The organism is Yersinia sp. 1252 StPb PI, assembly GCF_048593885.1.
Taxonomy (GTDB): domain Bacteria; phylum Pseudomonadota; class Gammaproteobacteria; order Enterobacterales; family Enterobacteriaceae; genus Yersinia; species Yersinia enterocolitica_E.
This window is the reverse complement of the sequence record NZ_JAZGQE010000004.1, coordinates 12,759-29,275: the sequence shown is the minus strand read 5'-3', so window position 1 is coordinate 29,275 and position 16,517 is coordinate 12,759. Positions and strand designations below refer to the sequence as shown.

The window sequence follows — 16,517 nt, the reverse complement described above, 5'->3', positions numbered from 1 at the left end:
GAGTCCTCAAGGTCGCCACGCATTAAATCATCAGTCATCAGGATGGCTTATCCATCCTTTTAAGGGAGTTTGTTATGTCAATAGACTGGAACTGGGGCATCTTCTTGCAACCTGCCCCCTTCGGCAATACCACCTACCTCGGCTGGATCTGGTCCGGCTTTCAAGTCACCGTCGCTTTATCACTGTGCGCCTGGGTGATCGCGTTTTTTGTCGGTTCACTGTTTGGTATTTTAAGAACCGTGCCCAATCGAGTCCTGTCAGGGATTGGGACCTGCTACGTTGAGCTGTTTCGTAACGTACCCTTGATTGTGCAATTCTTTACCTGGTATCTGGTGGTACCTGAACTGTTGCCAGTTGATATTGGCATGTGGTTTAAAAGTGAACTTGACCCGAATATACAGTTCTTTCTTTCATCGATGCTTTGCCTTGGCTTATTTACCGCAGCACGTGTTTGTGAACAAGTCCGTGCCGGGATTCAGTCACTGCCTCGAGGCCAGAAAGCAGCGGGTTTGGCTATGGGGTTGACCCTGCCACAAACCTATCGCTATGTGTTACTGCCCAATGCTTATCGGGTGATCATTCCCCCGATGACCTCAGAAATGCTCAACCTGGTAAAAAACTCCGCCATTGCTTCAACAATCGGATTGGTCGATATGGCCGCTCAAGCAGGTAAATTGCTGGATTATTCAGCTCACGCCTATGAGTCCTTCACCGCCATCACTCTTGGTTATGTACTGATCAACGCCGTGATCATGCTGTTGATGCGATTAGTTGAGAAGAAAGTGCAGTTACCCGGCAATCTGGGGAGTAAATAATGTACGAATTTGATTGGAGTTCTATCGCCCCCAGCATGCCCTATCTGCTGCAAGGGTTAGTGGTCACCGCCAAGATAACCATTACCGCTATCGTATTTGGCATTATCTGGGGGACAGTTCTGGCGGTCATGCGCTTGTCGCCGATTAAAGCCATCAGTTGGTTTGCAACTGCCTATGTCAACGTGTTCCGCTCTATTCCGTTGGTGATGGTGCTGCTGTGGTTTTATTTGGTTGTCCCGAGCTTATTACAAAATGTGCTGGGCTTATCACCAAAAACTGATATTCGGTTAATCTCAGCCATGGTAGCCTTTTCGCTGTTTGAAGCGGCCTATTACTCGGAAATTATCCGCGCCGGGATCATGAGTATTTCCCGTGGGCAATCCTCTGCTGCGCTGGCATTGGGCATGACCCATGGGCAGTCAATGCGGCTGGTTATCCTGCCCCAGGCTTTCCGCGCAATGGTGCCGCTCCTGTTAACTCAGGGGATAGTGTTATTTCAGGATACTTCACTGGTGTATGTCCTTAGCCTGGCCGATTTCTTCCGCACCGCCACCACCATTGGCGAGCGGGACGGTACTCAGGTCGAAATGGTGCTGTTTGCCGGTTTGGTTTATTTCGTTATCAGTATTGCCGCGTCGATGCTGGTTAACTATTTGAAGAAAAGGACTGTTTGATGATTTCCCTGAAAAATGTTTCTAAGTGGTACGGCCACTTTCAGGTGCTGGCTGACTGCACCACCGAAGTTAAAAAAGGTGAGGTTGTGGTGGTCTGTGGTCCTTCAGGCTCAGGCAAATCAACCTTAATCAAAACTGTTAATGGGCTGGAACCTATTCAAAAAGGCAGCATTACAGTTAATGGTATTGGTGTGAATGATAAAGGTACCAATCTGGCCCAACTGCGTTCCAAAGTGGGCATGGTGTTCCAACATTTCGAGCTGTTCCCACACCTGTCTATCATTGAAAATCTGACGCTGGCGCAAATCAAAGTACTCAAACGTGATAAAGCAGAAGCGCGTGAAAAGGGGTTGAAACTGTTAGATCGCGTGGGCCTTTCTACCCATGCAGATAAATTTCCTTCTCAGTTATCGGGTGGCCAGCAGCAGCGCGTGGCAATTGCCCGTGCACTCTGCATGGACCCCATTGCCATGCTGTTTGATGAACCCACCTCCGCACTTGACCCGGAAATGATCAACGAAGTGTTGGACGTGATGGTCAAACTGGCATTGGAAGGGATGACCATGATGGTAGTTACCCACGAAATGGGCTTCGCCCGCAAAGTGGCTAACCGCGTTATTTTTATGGATGAAGGGAAAATCGTCGAAGACAGCAACAAAGATGATTTCTTTAATAATCCTAAATCAGATCGCGCCAAAGACTTCCTGGCAAAAATCCTGCATTAATCATATTGCCTCCCCTGCATCCGTAGGGGAGGAATTTGCGCCTGTTCTCTTTTTACGCCCTGCGTGATTGCTTATCCGTTTTTTTGTGCGCATCCTCTGGTTAACACTGTGACTAACAAGAGGAAAAGTGATGCCCCGCTCTATTATCATTGATTGCGATCCCGGCCATGACGATGCTATTGCATTGATTCTGGCGTTGGCCTCCCCCGAACTCAACGTAGCAGCGGTTACCACTTGTGCCGGTAACCAAACTCCCGACAAAACTTTGCGTAATGCCCTGCGCATTCTGACACTGCTCAAGCGTCAGGATATTCCGGTGGCAGGCGGCGCACTCAAACCATTACTGCGCGAATTGATTATTGCCGACAATGTTCACGGTGAAAGCGGGTTAGATGGCCCCTCATTACCGGATCCAGATTTTGCCCCGCAAACTGACAATGCGGTGGAGCTAATGGCGAGAATATTGCGTGCCAGCCCTCATCCGGTGACCCTTGTGGCGACAGGTCCATTGACTAACATTGCCTTGCTGCTGGCCGGTCATGGCGCTCTGACGGCCAAAATAGAGCGTATCGTCATCATGGGGGGGGCCGTGATGCTAGGAAACTGGACCGCCGCTGCTGAATTTAATATTTTTGTCGACCCTGAGGCCGCTGATCGGGTATTTAAATCAGGTATTCCGATTACTATGGCCGGGTTGGATGTGACCCATCAGGCACAAGTGATGGATGAAGATATCGATCGCATTCGTCAGTTGAATAATCCGGTCGCCGACGTGGTAGCAGACTTACTGGACTTCTTCATGCTGTATCACCGCCAGGAACGCTGGGGTTTTCAAGGTGCCCCGCTACATGACCCTTGCACCATTGCCTGGTTATTAGCCCCCGAGTTATTCACTAGCATTGAACGCTGGGTCGGCATCGAAACGCGTGGTGAATACACCCAAGGCATGACGGTGGTCGATTATTACCAGCTCACAGATAATGTGCCTAATGCAGAAGTGTTGATGGGTATCGACAGGAAAGGATTTATTGATTTGCTGGTTGAACGGGTTGCCCGCTACAGCGAATAATCGAATGACACTCCGCCACTGCGGAGTGTCTCTTTTAGCCCAAATTAATGTTAGGGCTGGAATGGCCGGCGGTTAAATTGATCATGCCCACACTTAGGGCAGAGCGGCAACACTTCAGGGGTATAGAAAGCCAGGTGATGGTGGCACTTTTCACACACCAGATTCCCTAATCCAACCACCTCACCACTGTGATACACCCCATGGTGGCTGACATCTTTAAATACTTCACGCCACTCTAGCTGTGTTTTGTCAGTGATATCCGCCAGCTCCTGCCACAGGCTCTCTTTAATCACCCGCATAAATACACTATCAGTGAATTCGTCCTTACTCTCTTCATAACTACGGGCAAACTCCTCCAGATCGCGGCGCACCGCCTGAATGATTTGCTCAACCTCACTCCGGCTCAACTCTTCTACTGCGTCTAACCGCTGCTCGGCGCTTTCCACCAGCTTATCGATATCACGTTCACCATTTTTCAAGCGTTCAGTCAGTGATGCCACCAACTCACGATAATATTGAGCTACCTTGTTCATACTGTCTCCTCGATCCGCGATTGTGGTACAGCAAAGGTTGTTACAAAGAAAATAGTGATAGAGCCAATCTCTCGCCTGCTTATGGTTGCCCCGCTGCTGTTGTCTGCTGGTACTTACTCTGATATTAAAGCTAACGTTTATTATTTTAGCCGTAAATGACTGAAGTCACGTCATCATAAGGTTGTTACTCCCTCACTTTGATGATTTCTGCCATTCACCGCGCAGAAAAACCGTTCTGCGGGATGCTGAGTGTTGTTGCGCCTGCCGCTTATCAGCTATGCTATGCGGATCTCTCTTTATGATATGAAACAGATGATGCTACAGGCGTAGCTGTTTTTCACTATAGGACCACTGGCCGCCATGCAAGAGCAATACCGCCCAGAAGATATCGAAACGCAAGTACAGCTTCACTGGCAAGAGAAGCAAACATTTAAAGTCACTGAAGATACCAGCAAAGAAAAATATTACTGCCTATCTATGCTGCCATACCCTTCAGGACGCCTACATATGGGGCACGTTCGTAACTACACCATTGGTGATGTTATCTCACGCTACCAACGTATGCTGGGCAAGAACGTCCTACAGCCGATTGGCTGGGATGCGTTTGGCCTGCCGGCAGAAGGTGCAGCAGTTAAAAATAACACCGCACCGGCCCCATGGACTTACGACAACATCGAATATATGAAGAACCAGTTGAAACTACTGGGCTTCGGTTACGACTGGGATCGCGAGATTGCCACCTGTAAACCTGACTATTACCGTTGGGAACAGTGGTTCTTCACCAAGTTGTATGAAAAAGGCATGGTCTACAAAAAGACCTCTGCGGTTAACTGGTGTCCACAAGATATGACCGTGTTAGCCAACGAACAGGTGATCGACGGCTGCTGTTGGCGTTGTGATACCAAGGTTGAACGCAAAGAGATCCCGCAGTGGTTTATTAAAATCACCGATTACGCTGATCAGTTGCTTAATGATCTGGACACTCTGGAAAGCTGGCCGGAGCAGGTGAAAACCATGCAACGCAACTGGATTGGCCGCTCCGAAGGGGTTGATATCGTTTTCGACGTGCAAGATAGCGAAGAAAAACTGTCAGTTTATACCACCCGCCCAGACACCTTTATGGGTGTGACCTATGTAGCGGTTGCTGCCGGTCACCCACTGTCACTGCAAGCGGCTGCCACCAACCCGGCGCTGGCTGATTTTGTGGCTGAATGTCGCAATACCAAAGTTGCCGAAGCTGAAATGGCAACGATGGAGAAAAAAGGCATGGCGACCGGCCTATACGCCATCCATCCACTGACAGGTGAGAAGCTGGCTATCTGGGCCGCTAACTTTGTCTTGATGGATTACGGTACTGGCGCGGTAATGGCGGTTCCAGGCCACGATGCCCGTGACTGGGAATTTGCCACCAAATACCACCTGCCAATCAAGCCCGTTATTTTAGCCGCTGACGGTAGCGAGCCTGATTTGAGTCAGGAAGCCATGACCGAAAAAGGCACCCTGTTCAACTCCGGCGAGTTCGACGGTCTGGATTATGAAGCGGGCTTTAATGCCATTGCTGACAAACTGGTGGCTCTCGGTGTTGGCCAGCGTAAAGTGAATTATCGCCTGCGCGATTGGGGTGTATCACGTCAGCGTTATTGGGGTGCGCCTATCCCAATGGTGACATTGGAAGATGGCACCGTCGTGCCAACACCAGAAGACCAACTGCCGGTTATCCTGCCAGAAGATGTTGTAATGGACGGTATTACCAGCCCGATCAAGGCTAATCCTGAGTGGGCGAAAACCACCGTTAACGGGATGCCGGGCCTGCGTGAAACTGATACTTTCGATACCTTTATGGAATCATCTTGGTATTACGCACGCTACACCTGCCCACAATTTGACGAAGGCATGCTGGACCCTGCCGCCGCCAACTACTGGCTGCCCGTTGATCAGTATGTAGGCGGTATTGAACACGCCATCATGCACCTGATGTACTTCCGTTTCTTCCACAAACTACTGCGTGATGCCGGTCTGGTGAACTCCGACGAACCAGCCAAACGCCTGTTGTGCCAAGGCATGGTATTGGCTGACGCCTTCTACTACACCGGTACCAGCGGTGAACGTATCTGGGTTTCACCGGCTGATGCTATTGTCGAGCGTGATGAGAAAGGGCGGATTGTTAAAGCGACCGACGCGCAAGGCCATGAACTGGTGTATGCCGGTATGAGCAAAATGTCGAAATCGAAAAACAACGGTATCGACCCGCAAGTTATGGTAGAAAAATACGGTGCCGATACTGTGCGCCTGTTTATGATGTTTGCATCGCCGGCAGAAATGACGTTGGAATGGCAGGAGTCTGGCGTTGAAGGGGCTAACCGCTTCTTAAAACGTGTCTGGCGTCTGGTGTTTGAAAGCACTGCCAAAGGTGCAACTGCGCCGCTGGATATTGCCAGCCTGACAGAAGAGCAAAAATCACTGCGTCGTGATCTGCACAAAACGATTGCCAAAGTCACTGATGACGTGGGCCGCCGTCAAACCTTCAACACCGCCATCGCTGCGGTGATGGAGTTGATGAACAAGCTGGGCCGTGCACCTCAGGAAACTGAGCAAGATCGTGCTCTGCTGCAAGAAGCATTACTGGCAGTGGTACGTATGCTTTATCCATTCACCCCGCACGTTTGCTTCAGTTTGTGGCAAGCTCTCGGTGGTGAAGGTGATATCGACACCGCACCATGGCCAATTGCTGATGAACAGGCGATGGTCGAAGACTCTAAATTAGTAGTCGTACAGGTTAATGGTAAAGTGCGTGGCAGAATTACTGTGCCTGCCGATGCCACTGAACAGCAAGTTCGCGAACGCGCTGGTCAAGAGCACCTGGTGGCTAAATACCTGGATGGGGTTACTGTGCGTAAAGTAATCTACGTCCCTGGCAAACTGCTTAATCTGGTTGTAGGTTAAGACAAGGAGGAGTTGTGCGACATCGTATTCTGACATTGTTGCTGGGGTTAGCGGTGCTGGTCACCGCTGGCTGTGGCTTTAATCTGCGAGGCACCACTCAGGTGCCACCTGAACTGCAAAAACTGTTGCTGGAAAGTAGTGACCCTTATGGCCCGTTAACCCGAGCTGTACGTCAACAGTTGCGTTTAAGCAATGTCACCATTGTTGATGACCCGATGCGTAAAGACTTACCCGCCTTGCGGATCCTTGGTTCATCAGAAAATCAGGATACCGTGTCAATCTTCCGCAACGGGGTAACGGCGGAGTATCAGTTAGTGTTGCATGTGCAGGCGCAGGTATTGATACCGGGCCATGATATTTACCCATTACGGGTTAATATCTTCCGCACATTCTTCGATAACCCGTTAACAGCGCTCGCCAAAGATGCTGAAGCTCAGGTTCTCCGTCAGGAAATGCGTGAACAAGCCGCTCAGCAGTTAGTGCGTCAGCTTCTGACCGTACATGCTGCAGAAGTCAAAAATGCGCAAGAAAATGGTGACAAGCCGGTTGGCAATAATACAGCAACAGGCGCCGCCAAGATGGCAGAAACTAAAGAAATCAATATTGGCAAACCCGCAGTCAGTACCCCGGCCCAATGATCCGAGTCTATCCTGAACAACTTGTCGCGCAGCTCCATGAGGGGCTGCGCGCTTGCTATCTGTTATGCGGCAATGAGCCATTGCTGTTACAAGAAAGTCAGGACCACATTCGTCGGGTAGCAATAGAGCATGATTTCACCGAACATTTCAGTTTTGCGCTGGATACTCATACCGAGTGGGACAATATCTTTAGTCTTTGTCAGGCACTCAGTCTATTTGCCAGCCGCCAGACATTGACGCTGAGCTTCCCTGACAGTGGTTTAACCGCACCAATGAACGAACAATTGGTCAAGTTATCGGGCCTGTTACATCCAGATATTTTATTGATTTTGCGCGCAAATAAACTAACCAAAGCACAAGAAAACAGTGCCTGGTTTAAAGCACTCGGTAGCAATGGCGTATTGGTCAGTTGCCAAACGCCGGAGCAGGCACAACTGCCACGTTGGGTCAGTACACGGGCCAAAAGCCTGAATCTGGAGGTCGATGACCCCGCCATTCAACTGCTTTGTTACTGCTACGAAGGCAATCTGCTGGCGCTATCACAAGCTTTGGAACGGTTATCGTTGCTCTACCCTGACGGTAAACTGACGCTGCCTAAAGTTGAGCAAGCGGTCAACGATGCCGCGCATTTCACCCCTTACCACTGGCTCGATGCTCTAATAGCAGGCAAAAGCAAACGCGCCTGGCATATCCTGCAACAATTGCAGCAGGAAGAGAGTGAACCGGTTATTTTGCTGCGCACCTTACAGCGAGAACTGCTCTTGCTGCTAACGTTAAAGCGCCGCATGGATCAGGTGCCACTGCGCACGCTATTTGATCAATTAAAAGTGTGGCAAAATCGCCGGCCCATGATGACACAGGCTCTGCAACGCCTTTCGCTGCCACAATTGCAACAAGCCGTTCATTTGCTGGCACAGATAGAAGTTCGCTTGAAACAGGATTATGGTCAGTCAATTTGGCCTGAATTAGAAACGCTATCTATGCTGATGTGTGGCAAAATATTACCTGAGAGCTTTTTTGATGCCCAATAAATCCCCGACTCGCGCCCTACATGCCCTGTTCGGCGGTACCTTTGACCCCATTCATTACGGCCACTTGACGCCGGTTGAAGCATTGGCTCAACAAGTGGGTCTGCAACATATTATTTTATTACCCAATAATGTCCCACCTCACCGCCCACAACCCGAGGCCAATGCACAGCAACGGCTGAAAATGGTGGAACTGGCGGTAGCCGGTAACCCGCTGTTCAGCGTCGACTCGCGGGAGTTATTGCGCGATACCCCCTCATTTACCATTGATACCCTGGAATCACTGCGTAAAGAACGTGGTGTTGAACTGCCTTTAGCGTTTATCATTGGGCAGGATTCATTATTGTCGCTGCATAAATGGCATCGCTGGCAATCGATATTGGATGTGTGCCATTTGCTGGTTTGCGCCCGCCCTGGTTACTCACAAACGCTGGAAACACCTGAGTTACAGCAATGGCTTGATGAGCGACGGGTCTTGGATCCGCAAGCATTAAACCTGCAACCACAAGGGTTAATCTATCTGGCTGATACACCTTTATTGAATATTTCAGCTACCGATATTCGCCATCGGCGTCATAATGGTGAAAGCTGCGATGACCTGCTGCCACGTGCTGTCCAGCGATATATTGAGTTACAAGGTTTATATCGCCAAAAGAATTGAAGTTGCAGGTAGGCAGCAAGAGAATAAATCCCGATGAGCTTACTCAGGTAAGTGATTCGGGTGAGTGAACGTAGCGAACACCCCTGCGACTTCAAGTATGAAAGCGATTCGCGGCTGAGGGTTTATATCGCGACGCATTCACCCATGTTATACTCCGCCGCTAAATTTCAGGTATTCGCTGGAAACCCGATACATTATAACCGTTCATGTCAATAACTGTTTGCCGGATCACTCGCAAAACACGACCGAAGAACGTTATATACCCAAAGAACTTGGCGTTGCAGGTAGGCAGCAAGCGAACGAATTCCGATGAGCTTATTTATGTAGGGTCAACTACAGGTGAGTGATTCGAGTGAGTATGCGCAGCTAACACCCCGGCGACTTCAAGTACGAAGGGTATGGACAGAAATCACCCGAGGGGGAACCTTTGCAAGGTAAAGCGCTCCAAGAATTTGTTATCGACAAGCTCGATGACTTGAAAGGTCAGGACATTATCACTCTGGATGTTCAGGGTAAGTCCAGCATCACTGATTACATGATCATCTGTACCGGGACTTCTACCCGCCATGTTATGGCGCTGGCAGACAATCTGGTGCAGGAATCCCGTGTTGCAGGCATGATACCGCTGGGCGTAGAAGGCCAGGGTGTGTCTGACTGGGTTGTTGTGGATTTAGGCGAAATCATTGTGCATGTCATGCAAGAAGAAAGCCGCCGTCTGTATGAACTGGAAAAACTCTGGAGCTAAGCGGTGAAACTGCAACTGGTGGCTGTCGGCACCAAAATGCCAGACTGGGTGCAGACAGGTTTCATGGATTACCTGCGCCGCTTTCCCAAAGATATGCCCTTCGAGCTGGTAGAAATACCGGCCGGTAAGCGGGGCAAAAATGCGGATATTAAACGCATTTTGGAAAAAGAAGGCGAACTGATGCTGGCGGCGGTTGGCAAGAATAACCGCATTGTCACGCTGGATATCCCAGGCACTCCCTGGGAAACCCCACAATTGGCTCAGCAATTAGAACGCTGGAAGCAGGACGGCCGTGATGTCAGTCTGCTGATTGGCGGGCCGGAGGGATTAGCCCCAGCCTGTAAAGCTGCCGCAGAGCAGAGCTGGTCGCTCTCTGTGCTTACGCTACCCCATCCTTTAGTGCGTGTTTTAGTGGCTGAAAGCCTCTATCGCGCCTGGAGTATTACGACCAATCACCCTTATCACCGGGAATAAGCGGCGATGAACCTGAGTAAAGTGATGGCTTTGAGTAACGTGTTGGTTTTGGACAAGATGAAGTAGCTGCGGGATGAAAAAAGAACCTAACCCTTTTCGCGACTATTCAGCTGAATCAGCCTTGTTTGTCCGCCGCGCCCTTGTGGCTTTCCTCGGTATCCTGCTGCTAAGCGGAATATTGATCGTAAACTTGTACAATTTGCAGATAGTGCGTTTCGAAGACTATCGCACCCGTTCCAATGAAAACCGCATTAAGCTGGTCCCTATCGCCCCTAGCCGCGGTATGATATTTGATCGCAACGGCACCCCGTTGGCGATGAACCGGACCATTTATCAATTAGAATTGATGCCGGAAAAAATCGAAGACCTCCCCGCGACACTCAATGCACTACGCCCGATAGTGGATCTGACGGATGAGGATATCGCTAATTTTGAAAAAGAGCGTAAGCGCTCACGCCGCTTTACCTCCATTGCCGTTAAGACCCCCCTTACCGAGGTGCAGGTCGCCCGTTTCGCCGTTAACCAATTCCGCTTCCCCGGTATTGAAGTCAAAGGCTATCAACGCCGCTTCTATCCCTATGGTTCAGCCCTGACTCACGTTATCGGTTATGTATCGAAAATTAACGATAAAGATGTCGAACGGTTGGATAAAGAAGGCATTCTGGCTAACTATGCCGCAACCCACGATATCGGCAAGCTGGGTATTGAGCGCTATTATGAATCCGTATTACACGGCAAAACCGGTTATGAAGAAGTTGAAGTCAATAACCGTGGCCGGGTAATCCGCCAGCTACATGAGCAGCCGCCGCAGGCCGGTAAAGATATTTACCTGACGCTTGATTTACACCTGCAAACCTATATTGAAAAACTGCTGAGTGGCAGCCGCGCCGCAGTGGTGGTCACGGACCCACGTACCGGCGCTATCTTAGCCTTGGTATCGAACCCAAGTTATGACCCGAACCTATTTGTCGATGGGATCTCCAGCAAAGATTATCAGGGGTTGTTGAACGATCCTGACCGCCCGCTGATTAACCGTGCCACTCAGGGTGTCTACCCCCCTGCGTCTACCGTAAAACCTTATATTGCCGTTTCTGCCCTGAGTGCCGGTGTTATCACCAAAAATACCAGCTTGTTTGACCCTGGCTGGTGGCAACTGCCTGGCTCAGAAAAACGCTTTCGCGACTGGAAAAAATGGGGTCATGGTCGGTTGAATGTCACCAAGGCGCTGGAAGAGTCGGCGGATACCTTCTTCTATCAGGTTTCCTATGACATGGGGATTGACCGTTTGTCCTCATGGATGAGTAAATTCGGCTACGGTGAATATACCGGTATCGATCTATCCGAAGAGCGCGCGGGCCTGATGCCGACCCGTGAGTGGAAACAAAAACGCCACAAAAAACCGTGGTACCAAGGGGATACCATTCCGGTGGGTATCGGCCAAGGGTATTGGACCGCCACCCCAATCCAGATGGCAAAAGCGTTAATGACGCTGATTAATGATGGGGCGGTTAAAACGCCACATCTGCTACAAAGCACCCGGATTAATGGAGAGTTAGTCCCCTATCAACAAGAAGATCGCACGCAAATTGGTGATATACACTCCGGTTATTGGGAAATTGCTAAAGATGGCATGTATGGTGTAGCCAACCGTCCGAACGGAACGGGGCGTAAGTTTTTTGAAGGTACACCTTATAAAGCAGCGGCAAAATCCGGTACCGCCCAGGTGTATAGCTATGAAACCTATAATGCCCATAAAGTGGCAGAACACTTACGCGACCATAAATTGATGGTTGCGTTTGCGCCCTACGAAAATCCAACGGTATCTGTCGCCATGATTTTAGAAAATGGGGGTGCCGGGCCTGCGGTGGGGACCATTACTCGCCAAATTCTCGACCACATTTTGTTGGGTGATAACAATACTGAATTACCGGATGCGGCCCCTCTGCCTCCAGGTGTTGAAGCAGATTAATTGAAGTGGACTAAGGTAACTCATGACTGATAATCAACAAAAAGGCTCTTTGTGGTACAAAATGCACATCGATCTGCCGTTTTTGATTTGCATCCTGGCGCTGTTGGCTTATAGCGCCTTTGTGATGTGGAGCGCCAGCGGGCAAGATATCGGCATGATGGAACGCAAAGTTGGCCAAATCGCAATGGGCCTGATTGTCATGCTGGTTATGGCGCAGATACCGCCGCGCGTCTATGAAAACTGGGCACCCTACCTCTATTTCGTGTGCGTAATTTTGTTGGTATTGGTTGATGCCTTTGGCCAAATAAGTAAAGGTGCACAGCGCTGGCTGGACTTGGGTTTTATCCGCTTCCAACCTTCTGAAATTGCTAAAATTGCGGTTCCGCTGATGGTGGCTCGCTTTATGAACCGTGACGTCTGTCCGCCCTCATTGAAAAACACCGGTATTGCGCTAATTTTAATCTTTATGCCCACCTTATTAGTTGCCGCTCAGCCCGATTTGGGTACCTCTATCCTGATTGCGGCCTCTGGCCTGTTCGTACTGTTTCTCTCCGGTATGAGTTGGCGTTTAATCGCTATTGCCGCCGTATTGGTCGCTGCATTTATCCCGATATTGTGGTTCTTCCTGATGCACGGCTATCAGCGCGACCGCGTGATGATGCTGCTGGACCCGGAAAGTGATCCGCTCGGCGCCGGTTATCATATTATCCAATCAAAAATCGCCATCGGCTCAGGTGGCTTATCAGGGAAAGGCTGGCTACACGGGACTCAGTCACAACTGGAGTTTTTACCGGAACGCCATACTGATTTTATCTTTGCCGTACTGGCAGAGGAGCTAGGTTTAATTGGCGTGCTGGTACTATTAGCGCTTTATCTCTGTCTTATTATGCGTGGTTTGGTGATTGCCGCCCACGCACAAACCACCTTCGGCCGAGTGATGGTCGGAGGATTAATGCTGATACTATTTGTATATGTGTTTGTTAACATAGGTATGGTCAGTGGAATTTTACCTGTGGTTGGCGTACCTTTGCCTTTGGTCAGTTATGGAGGCTCGGCACTGATAGTTCTGATGGCCGGGTTTGGTATCGTGATGTCGATACATACTCATCGCAAAATGTTATCGAAGAATTTATAGAGGTGAGCAATGCGTAAGGAATGGCTTTGGATAGGCATCGCAGGCGTGCTGTTATCAGCATGTACCAGTCAGCCTCCGGCACCCCAGCAACAGGTGCAACAGACGTACAACGGCCCGGTTGAAGAGATTGGCGGGGCTGAACCGCGCTATGAACCCTTTAATCCTAATTTTAATCAGGATTATAAAGCCAATGGCCAGTCTTACAGCATTATTAAAGATCCACAAAACTTCACTCAGGTGGGTCTTGCCGCTTGGTATGGCGAAGAAGCTAACGGCAATACAACCGCCACTGGCGAAACGTTCGATCCTAATGCATTGACCGCCGCCCACCCTACTTTGCCCATTCCAAGTTATGTGCGCGTCACCAATGTCAGTAATGGCCGCCAGATTGTGGTGCGCGTGAATGACCGTGGCCCGTATACCCCTGGGCGAGTAATTGATTTATCCAAAGCGGCCGCTGATCGCCTGAATATTTCGAATAACACCAAAGTGAAAATTGATTTTATCAATGTCGCACCTGATGGCTCGCTGTCAGGCCCAGGTATGGTCGGTACCACCATTGCCAAGCAAAGTTATGCCTTACCAAGTCGCCCGGACTTGACCTCCAGCGGGATGGGGACGCCAGTGCAACAGGATGCGCCCGCAGTAAGTGCGCCAGTGCGCCCTATCGCTAACAGTAATTTGTCTGGTGCGGATGCCACTCAACCGGTCGCGCCACAAAGTAGCGGCTTCCTGCGGGCATCGACCCCGGTACCGGCTGGCGTGTTGGAAAGCTCAGAACCTGCCGTGGATTCTGTATCCACTCAGGGTGCAGGGCCGGTGACACCACCGGTTGTTGCCAACCCCGGTCCCGTGACCTCATCAGTAGCTACAACAGGTGCTGCGACCTCTGGTGGTTATGTGGTTCAGGTCGGTGCGTTGAGTGATGCTCAACGGGCGCAAACCTGGCAGCAAAGCCTGAGCCAACGTTTTGGGGTACCGGGTAAAGTAGACACCAATGGTAGCGTGCATCGTGTCCAACTTGGGCCATTCAGTAGCCGCCAACAAGCCGTAGAACTGCAACAGCGCCTATCGAGCGAAGCTCAGCAGCAATCATTTGTGGTCGCGGCGCCTTAAAACATACATACCTTGTAGCAATTTAAGGTCTGTCAGATAAAAATAACCGTAACCCCCTGTGCAAACAGGATGTTACGGTGAAACCAATAAACGCCACACAGGTGTATAGCCAAATTTATTGGCGTTGCAGCAAGGCCGCAAATGAATGCATCCCGATGAGCATGTGATTCGGATGAGTGAGTGCCGCTAACGCCGCTACAACGTTAAGTAAGTAAGGGTATGGTATAGTGTGGCACTTTCTTAACTTACTCCCACGGATGTTGTTGTCCTGATCATGAAATATGTAACTACTTCTCGCATTATCAAGAGCCTGGCGCTCAGCACTGTTATTGTTATGAGCACAGCGTCTGCTGCAAACGCTGATGACGTCAATCTGAAAACCATGATCCCCGGCGTGCCACAGATCGACTCCGAAGCGTATGTGCTGATTGATTACAACTCCGGCAAAGTATTGGCAGAAATGAATGCTGATGCGCGTCGTAATCCGGCCAGCTTGACCAAAATGATGACCAGTTATGTTATCGGCCAAGCAATCAAAGCAGGCAAAATCGGGCCAGAAGATATGGTTACCGTGGGGAAAGATGCCTGGGCAACCGGCAATCCAGAATTCAAAGGCTCTTCGTTGATGTTTTTGAAACCCGGTGACCGTGTACCGGTTTCTAAACTGACTCGGGGTATCAATCTGCAATCCGGTAATGACGCCTGTGTCGCGATGGCTGATTATGTTGCTGGCAGCCAGGACTCATTCGTCAACCTGATGAACAACTACGTTAAAGCACTGGGCCTGCAAAATACCCAGTTCAAAACAGTTCACGGTTTAGATGCTGAAGGCCAGTACAGCTCTGCGCGCGATATGGCGCTGATTGGTCAAGCACTGATTCGCGATGTACCGGATGAGTATGCCATTTATAAAGAGAAAGAATTCACCTTCAACAATATCCGTCAGATGAACCGTAACGGTTTACTGTGGGATACCAGTTTGAATGTTGATGGTATTAAAACCGGTCATACCGATGCTGCTGGCTACAATCTGGTGGCCTCCGCTACCGATGGTCAAATGCGTTTGATCTCAGCCGTGCTGGGCGGTCACACCTATAAAGGTCGTGAAACCGAGAGTAAAAAATTACTGACCTGGGGCTTCCGTTTCTTTGAAACTGTCGCACCATTGAAAGTGGGTAAAGAGTTTGCGTCAGAGCCAGTCTGGTTCGGCGACAGTGACCGGGTGCAGTTGGGTGTTGATAAAGACGTCTACCTGACTATTCCACGTGGCCGTATGAAAGACCTGAAAGCCAGCTATGTACTGAATACCCCAGAGATTCATGCGCCACTGGCGAAGAATCAGGTTGTTGGCATGATTAACTTCCAGTTAGATGGCAAAACTATTGATCAGCGCCCATTAGTGGTGATGAATGAAGTTAAAGAAGGCGGATTCTTTAGCCGCATGGTGGACTACATCAAACTGATGTTCCACCGCTGGTTCGGTTAGTTGGCGGGCTTGAAAATCAGCAGACTATCCCCATATTATAAATAATCTGAAACTCCCGCCCCGGCGGGAGTTATAATTTTAAGGTCGGATAATTTTTTCTTTATCCTGGCACCTATCCGGCAGTAATCTGTCCGTCAACACCCCAGGAGCGCACATGAAAACTAAACTGAACGAACTGCTTGAGTTCCCTTGTTCTTTTACCTACAAGGTAATGGGCATTGCAGAACCACAGTTGGTAAACCAGGTGGTAGAAGTGGTACAGCGCCATGCTCCGGGTGATTATACCCCGCAGGTAAAACCGAGCAGCAAAGGCAACTTTCACTCCGTCTCCATCACCATTACAGCCACCCATATTGATCAAGTGGAAATCCTGTATAAAGAGCTGGCCGACCTTGAACTGGTGCGAATGGTACTGTAGTTAGGACCATATAGTTAGGAGCATCGAGTTAAGTCCATATTGCCTACGAGCAAGATACTTAATTTGTACCAAGCCCGCCTTATTATGG

16 protein-coding genes are annotated in these 16,517 nt (G+C 49.8%); 15 read left to right on the top strand and 1 reads right to left on the bottom strand.

What is annotated here, in order from left to right; all coding sequences use genetic code 11:
• The first annotated feature begins 74 nt into the window (after positions 1-74).
• From V2A85_RS01245 to rihA, 4 genes are all read left to right on the top strand, one after another.
• Complete coding sequence (locus V2A85_RS01245; protein ID WP_372558332.1) at positions 75-815, top strand: amino acid ABC transporter permease; 741 nt, start codon at positions 75-77, stop codon at positions 813-815.
• Positions 815-1,489, top strand: coding sequence for a glutamate/aspartate ABC transporter permease GltK (gene gltK / locus V2A85_RS01240; protein ID WP_032905734.1), 675 nt, complete (start codon positions 815-817; stop codon positions 1,487-1,489). Before V2A85_RS01245 ends, gltK begins: the two co-directional genes overlap by 1 nt.
• Positions 1,489-2,214, top strand: coding sequence for an amino acid ABC transporter ATP-binding protein (locus tag V2A85_RS01235; protein WP_025377565.1), 726 nt, complete (start codon positions 1,489-1,491; stop codon positions 2,212-2,214). The genes gltK and V2A85_RS01235 overlap by 1 nt, the downstream gene beginning before the upstream one ends.
• A gap of 130 nt (positions 2,215-2,344) precedes the next feature.
• Positions 2,345-3,283, top strand: a complete 939-nt coding sequence (rihA, locus tag V2A85_RS01230; protein ID WP_372558330.1) for a pyrimidine-specific ribonucleoside hydrolase RihA — start codon at positions 2,345-2,347, stop codon at positions 3,281-3,283.
• 50 nt (positions 3,284-3,333) lie between these two features.
• On the opposite strand, the gene V2A85_RS01225 is transcribed toward rihA, so the two are convergent.
• Complete coding sequence (locus V2A85_RS01225; protein WP_372558329.1) at positions 3,334-3,816, bottom strand: zinc ribbon-containing protein; 483 nt, start codon at positions 3,814-3,816, stop codon at positions 3,334-3,336.
• Between the two features lie 360 nt (positions 3,817-4,176).
• On the opposite strand from V2A85_RS01225, the gene leuS reads away from it, so the two are divergent.
• The 11 genes from leuS (at position 4,177) to ybeD (ending at position 16,429) form a co-directional block, all read left to right on the top strand.
• On the top strand, positions 4,177-6,759 hold the full coding sequence (leuS, locus tag V2A85_RS01220) for a leucine--tRNA ligase (RefSeq protein WP_083159665.1): 2,583 nt from the start codon (positions 4,177-4,179) through the stop codon (positions 6,757-6,759).
• 14 nt (positions 6,760-6,773) lie between these two features.
• Positions 6,774-7,397 carry an LPS assembly lipoprotein LptE gene (lptE, locus tag V2A85_RS01215; protein WP_083159667.1) on the top strand — a complete coding sequence of 208 codons (624 nt, stop codon included), beginning with the start codon at positions 6,774-6,776 and terminating at the stop codon, positions 7,395-7,397.
• The gene (gene holA / locus V2A85_RS01210; protein ID WP_372558328.1) at positions 7,394-8,428 is read left to right on the top strand and encodes a DNA polymerase III subunit delta; all 1,035 of its coding nucleotides are present in this window, start codon (positions 7,394-7,396) and stop codon (positions 8,426-8,428) included. The genes lptE and holA overlap by 4 nt, the downstream gene beginning before the upstream one ends.
• Positions 8,418-9,086 carry a nicotinate-nucleotide adenylyltransferase gene (gene nadD / locus V2A85_RS01205; RefSeq protein WP_372558327.1) on the top strand — a complete coding sequence of 223 codons (669 nt, stop codon included), beginning with the start codon at positions 8,418-8,420 and terminating at the stop codon, positions 9,084-9,086. The genes holA and nadD overlap by 11 nt, the downstream gene beginning before the upstream one ends.
• 427 nt (positions 9,087-9,513) lie before the next feature.
• A complete protein-coding gene (rsfS, locus tag V2A85_RS01200) occupies positions 9,514-9,831 on the top strand; it encodes a ribosome silencing factor (protein ID WP_083159674.1) in 318 nt (105 codons plus the stop codon).
• A gap of 3 nt (positions 9,832-9,834) precedes the next feature.
• Positions 9,835-10,305: a 23S rRNA (pseudouridine(1915)-N(3))-methyltransferase RlmH gene (rlmH, locus tag V2A85_RS01195; protein ID WP_083159676.1), complete on the top strand. Its 471-nt coding sequence runs from the start codon at positions 9,835-9,837 to the stop codon at positions 10,303-10,305.
• A 73-nt stretch (positions 10,306-10,378) separates the two neighbouring features.
• Positions 10,379-12,274 (top strand): peptidoglycan DD-transpeptidase MrdA, encoded by a 1,896-nt coding sequence (gene mrdA / locus V2A85_RS01190; RefSeq protein WP_372558326.1) that lies wholly within the window; start codon positions 10,379-10,381, stop codon positions 12,272-12,274.
• 22 nt (positions 12,275-12,296) lie between these two features.
• Positions 12,297-13,409 (top strand): peptidoglycan glycosyltransferase MrdB, encoded by a 1,113-nt coding sequence (gene mrdB, locus V2A85_RS01185; RefSeq protein WP_005182719.1) that lies wholly within the window; start codon positions 12,297-12,299, stop codon positions 13,407-13,409.
• A gap of 9 nt (positions 13,410-13,418) precedes the next feature.
• Entirely contained in the window at positions 13,419-14,525 is a 1,107-nt protein-coding gene (gene rlpA, locus V2A85_RS01180) for an endolytic peptidoglycan transglycosylase RlpA (protein ID WP_420070758.1), read from the top strand.
• A 274-nt stretch (positions 14,526-14,799) separates the two neighbouring features.
• The gene (gene dacA / locus V2A85_RS01175) at positions 14,800-16,011 is read left to right on the top strand and encodes a D-alanyl-D-alanine carboxypeptidase DacA (RefSeq protein ID WP_083159682.1); all 1,212 of its coding nucleotides are present in this window, start codon (positions 14,800-14,802) and stop codon (positions 16,009-16,011) included.
• Between the two features lie 154 nt (positions 16,012-16,165).
• Complete coding sequence (ybeD, locus tag V2A85_RS01170) at positions 16,166-16,429, top strand: DUF493 family protein YbeD (protein ID WP_032905731.1); 264 nt, start codon at positions 16,166-16,168, stop codon at positions 16,427-16,429.
• Positions 16,430-16,517: the final 88 nt, after the last annotated feature.

Bases quoted from the DNA above. Each gene is read 5' to 3' on its own strand.
- V2A85_RS01245 (WP_372558332.1), top strand. From the start codon at position 75: ATGTCAATAGACTGGAACTGGGGCATCTTCTTGCAACCTGCCCCCTTC.
- gltK (WP_032905734.1), top strand. From the start codon at position 815: ATGTACGAATTTGATTGGAGTTCTATCGCCCCCAGCATGCCCTATCTG.
- V2A85_RS01235 (WP_025377565.1), top strand. From the start codon at position 1,489: ATGATTTCCCTGAAAAATGTTTCTAAGTGGTACGGCCACTTTCAGGTG.
- rihA (WP_372558330.1), top strand. From the start codon at position 2,345: ATGCCCCGCTCTATTATCATTGATTGCGATCCCGGCCATGACGATGCT.
- V2A85_RS01225 (WP_372558329.1), bottom strand. From the start codon at position 3,816: ATGAACAAGGTAGCTCAATATTATCGTGAGTTGGTGGCATCACTGACT.
- leuS (WP_083159665.1), top strand. From the start codon at position 4,177: ATGCAAGAGCAATACCGCCCAGAAGATATCGAAACGCAAGTACAGCTT.
- holA (WP_372558328.1), top strand. From the start codon at position 7,394: ATGATCCGAGTCTATCCTGAACAACTTGTCGCGCAGCTCCATGAGGGG.
- nadD (WP_372558327.1), top strand. From the start codon at position 8,418: ATGCCCAATAAATCCCCGACTCGCGCCCTACATGCCCTGTTCGGCGGT.
- mrdA (WP_372558326.1), top strand. From the start codon at position 10,379: ATGAAAAAAGAACCTAACCCTTTTCGCGACTATTCAGCTGAATCAGCC.
- mrdB (WP_005182719.1), top strand. From the start codon at position 12,297: ATGACTGATAATCAACAAAAAGGCTCTTTGTGGTACAAAATGCACATC.
- rlpA (WP_420070758.1), top strand. From the start codon at position 13,419: ATGCGTAAGGAATGGCTTTGGATAGGCATCGCAGGCGTGCTGTTATCA.
- dacA (WP_083159682.1), top strand. From the start codon at position 14,800: ATGAAATATGTAACTACTTCTCGCATTATCAAGAGCCTGGCGCTCAGC.
- ybeD (WP_032905731.1), top strand. From the start codon at position 16,166: ATGAAAACTAAACTGAACGAACTGCTTGAGTTCCCTTGTTCTTTTACC.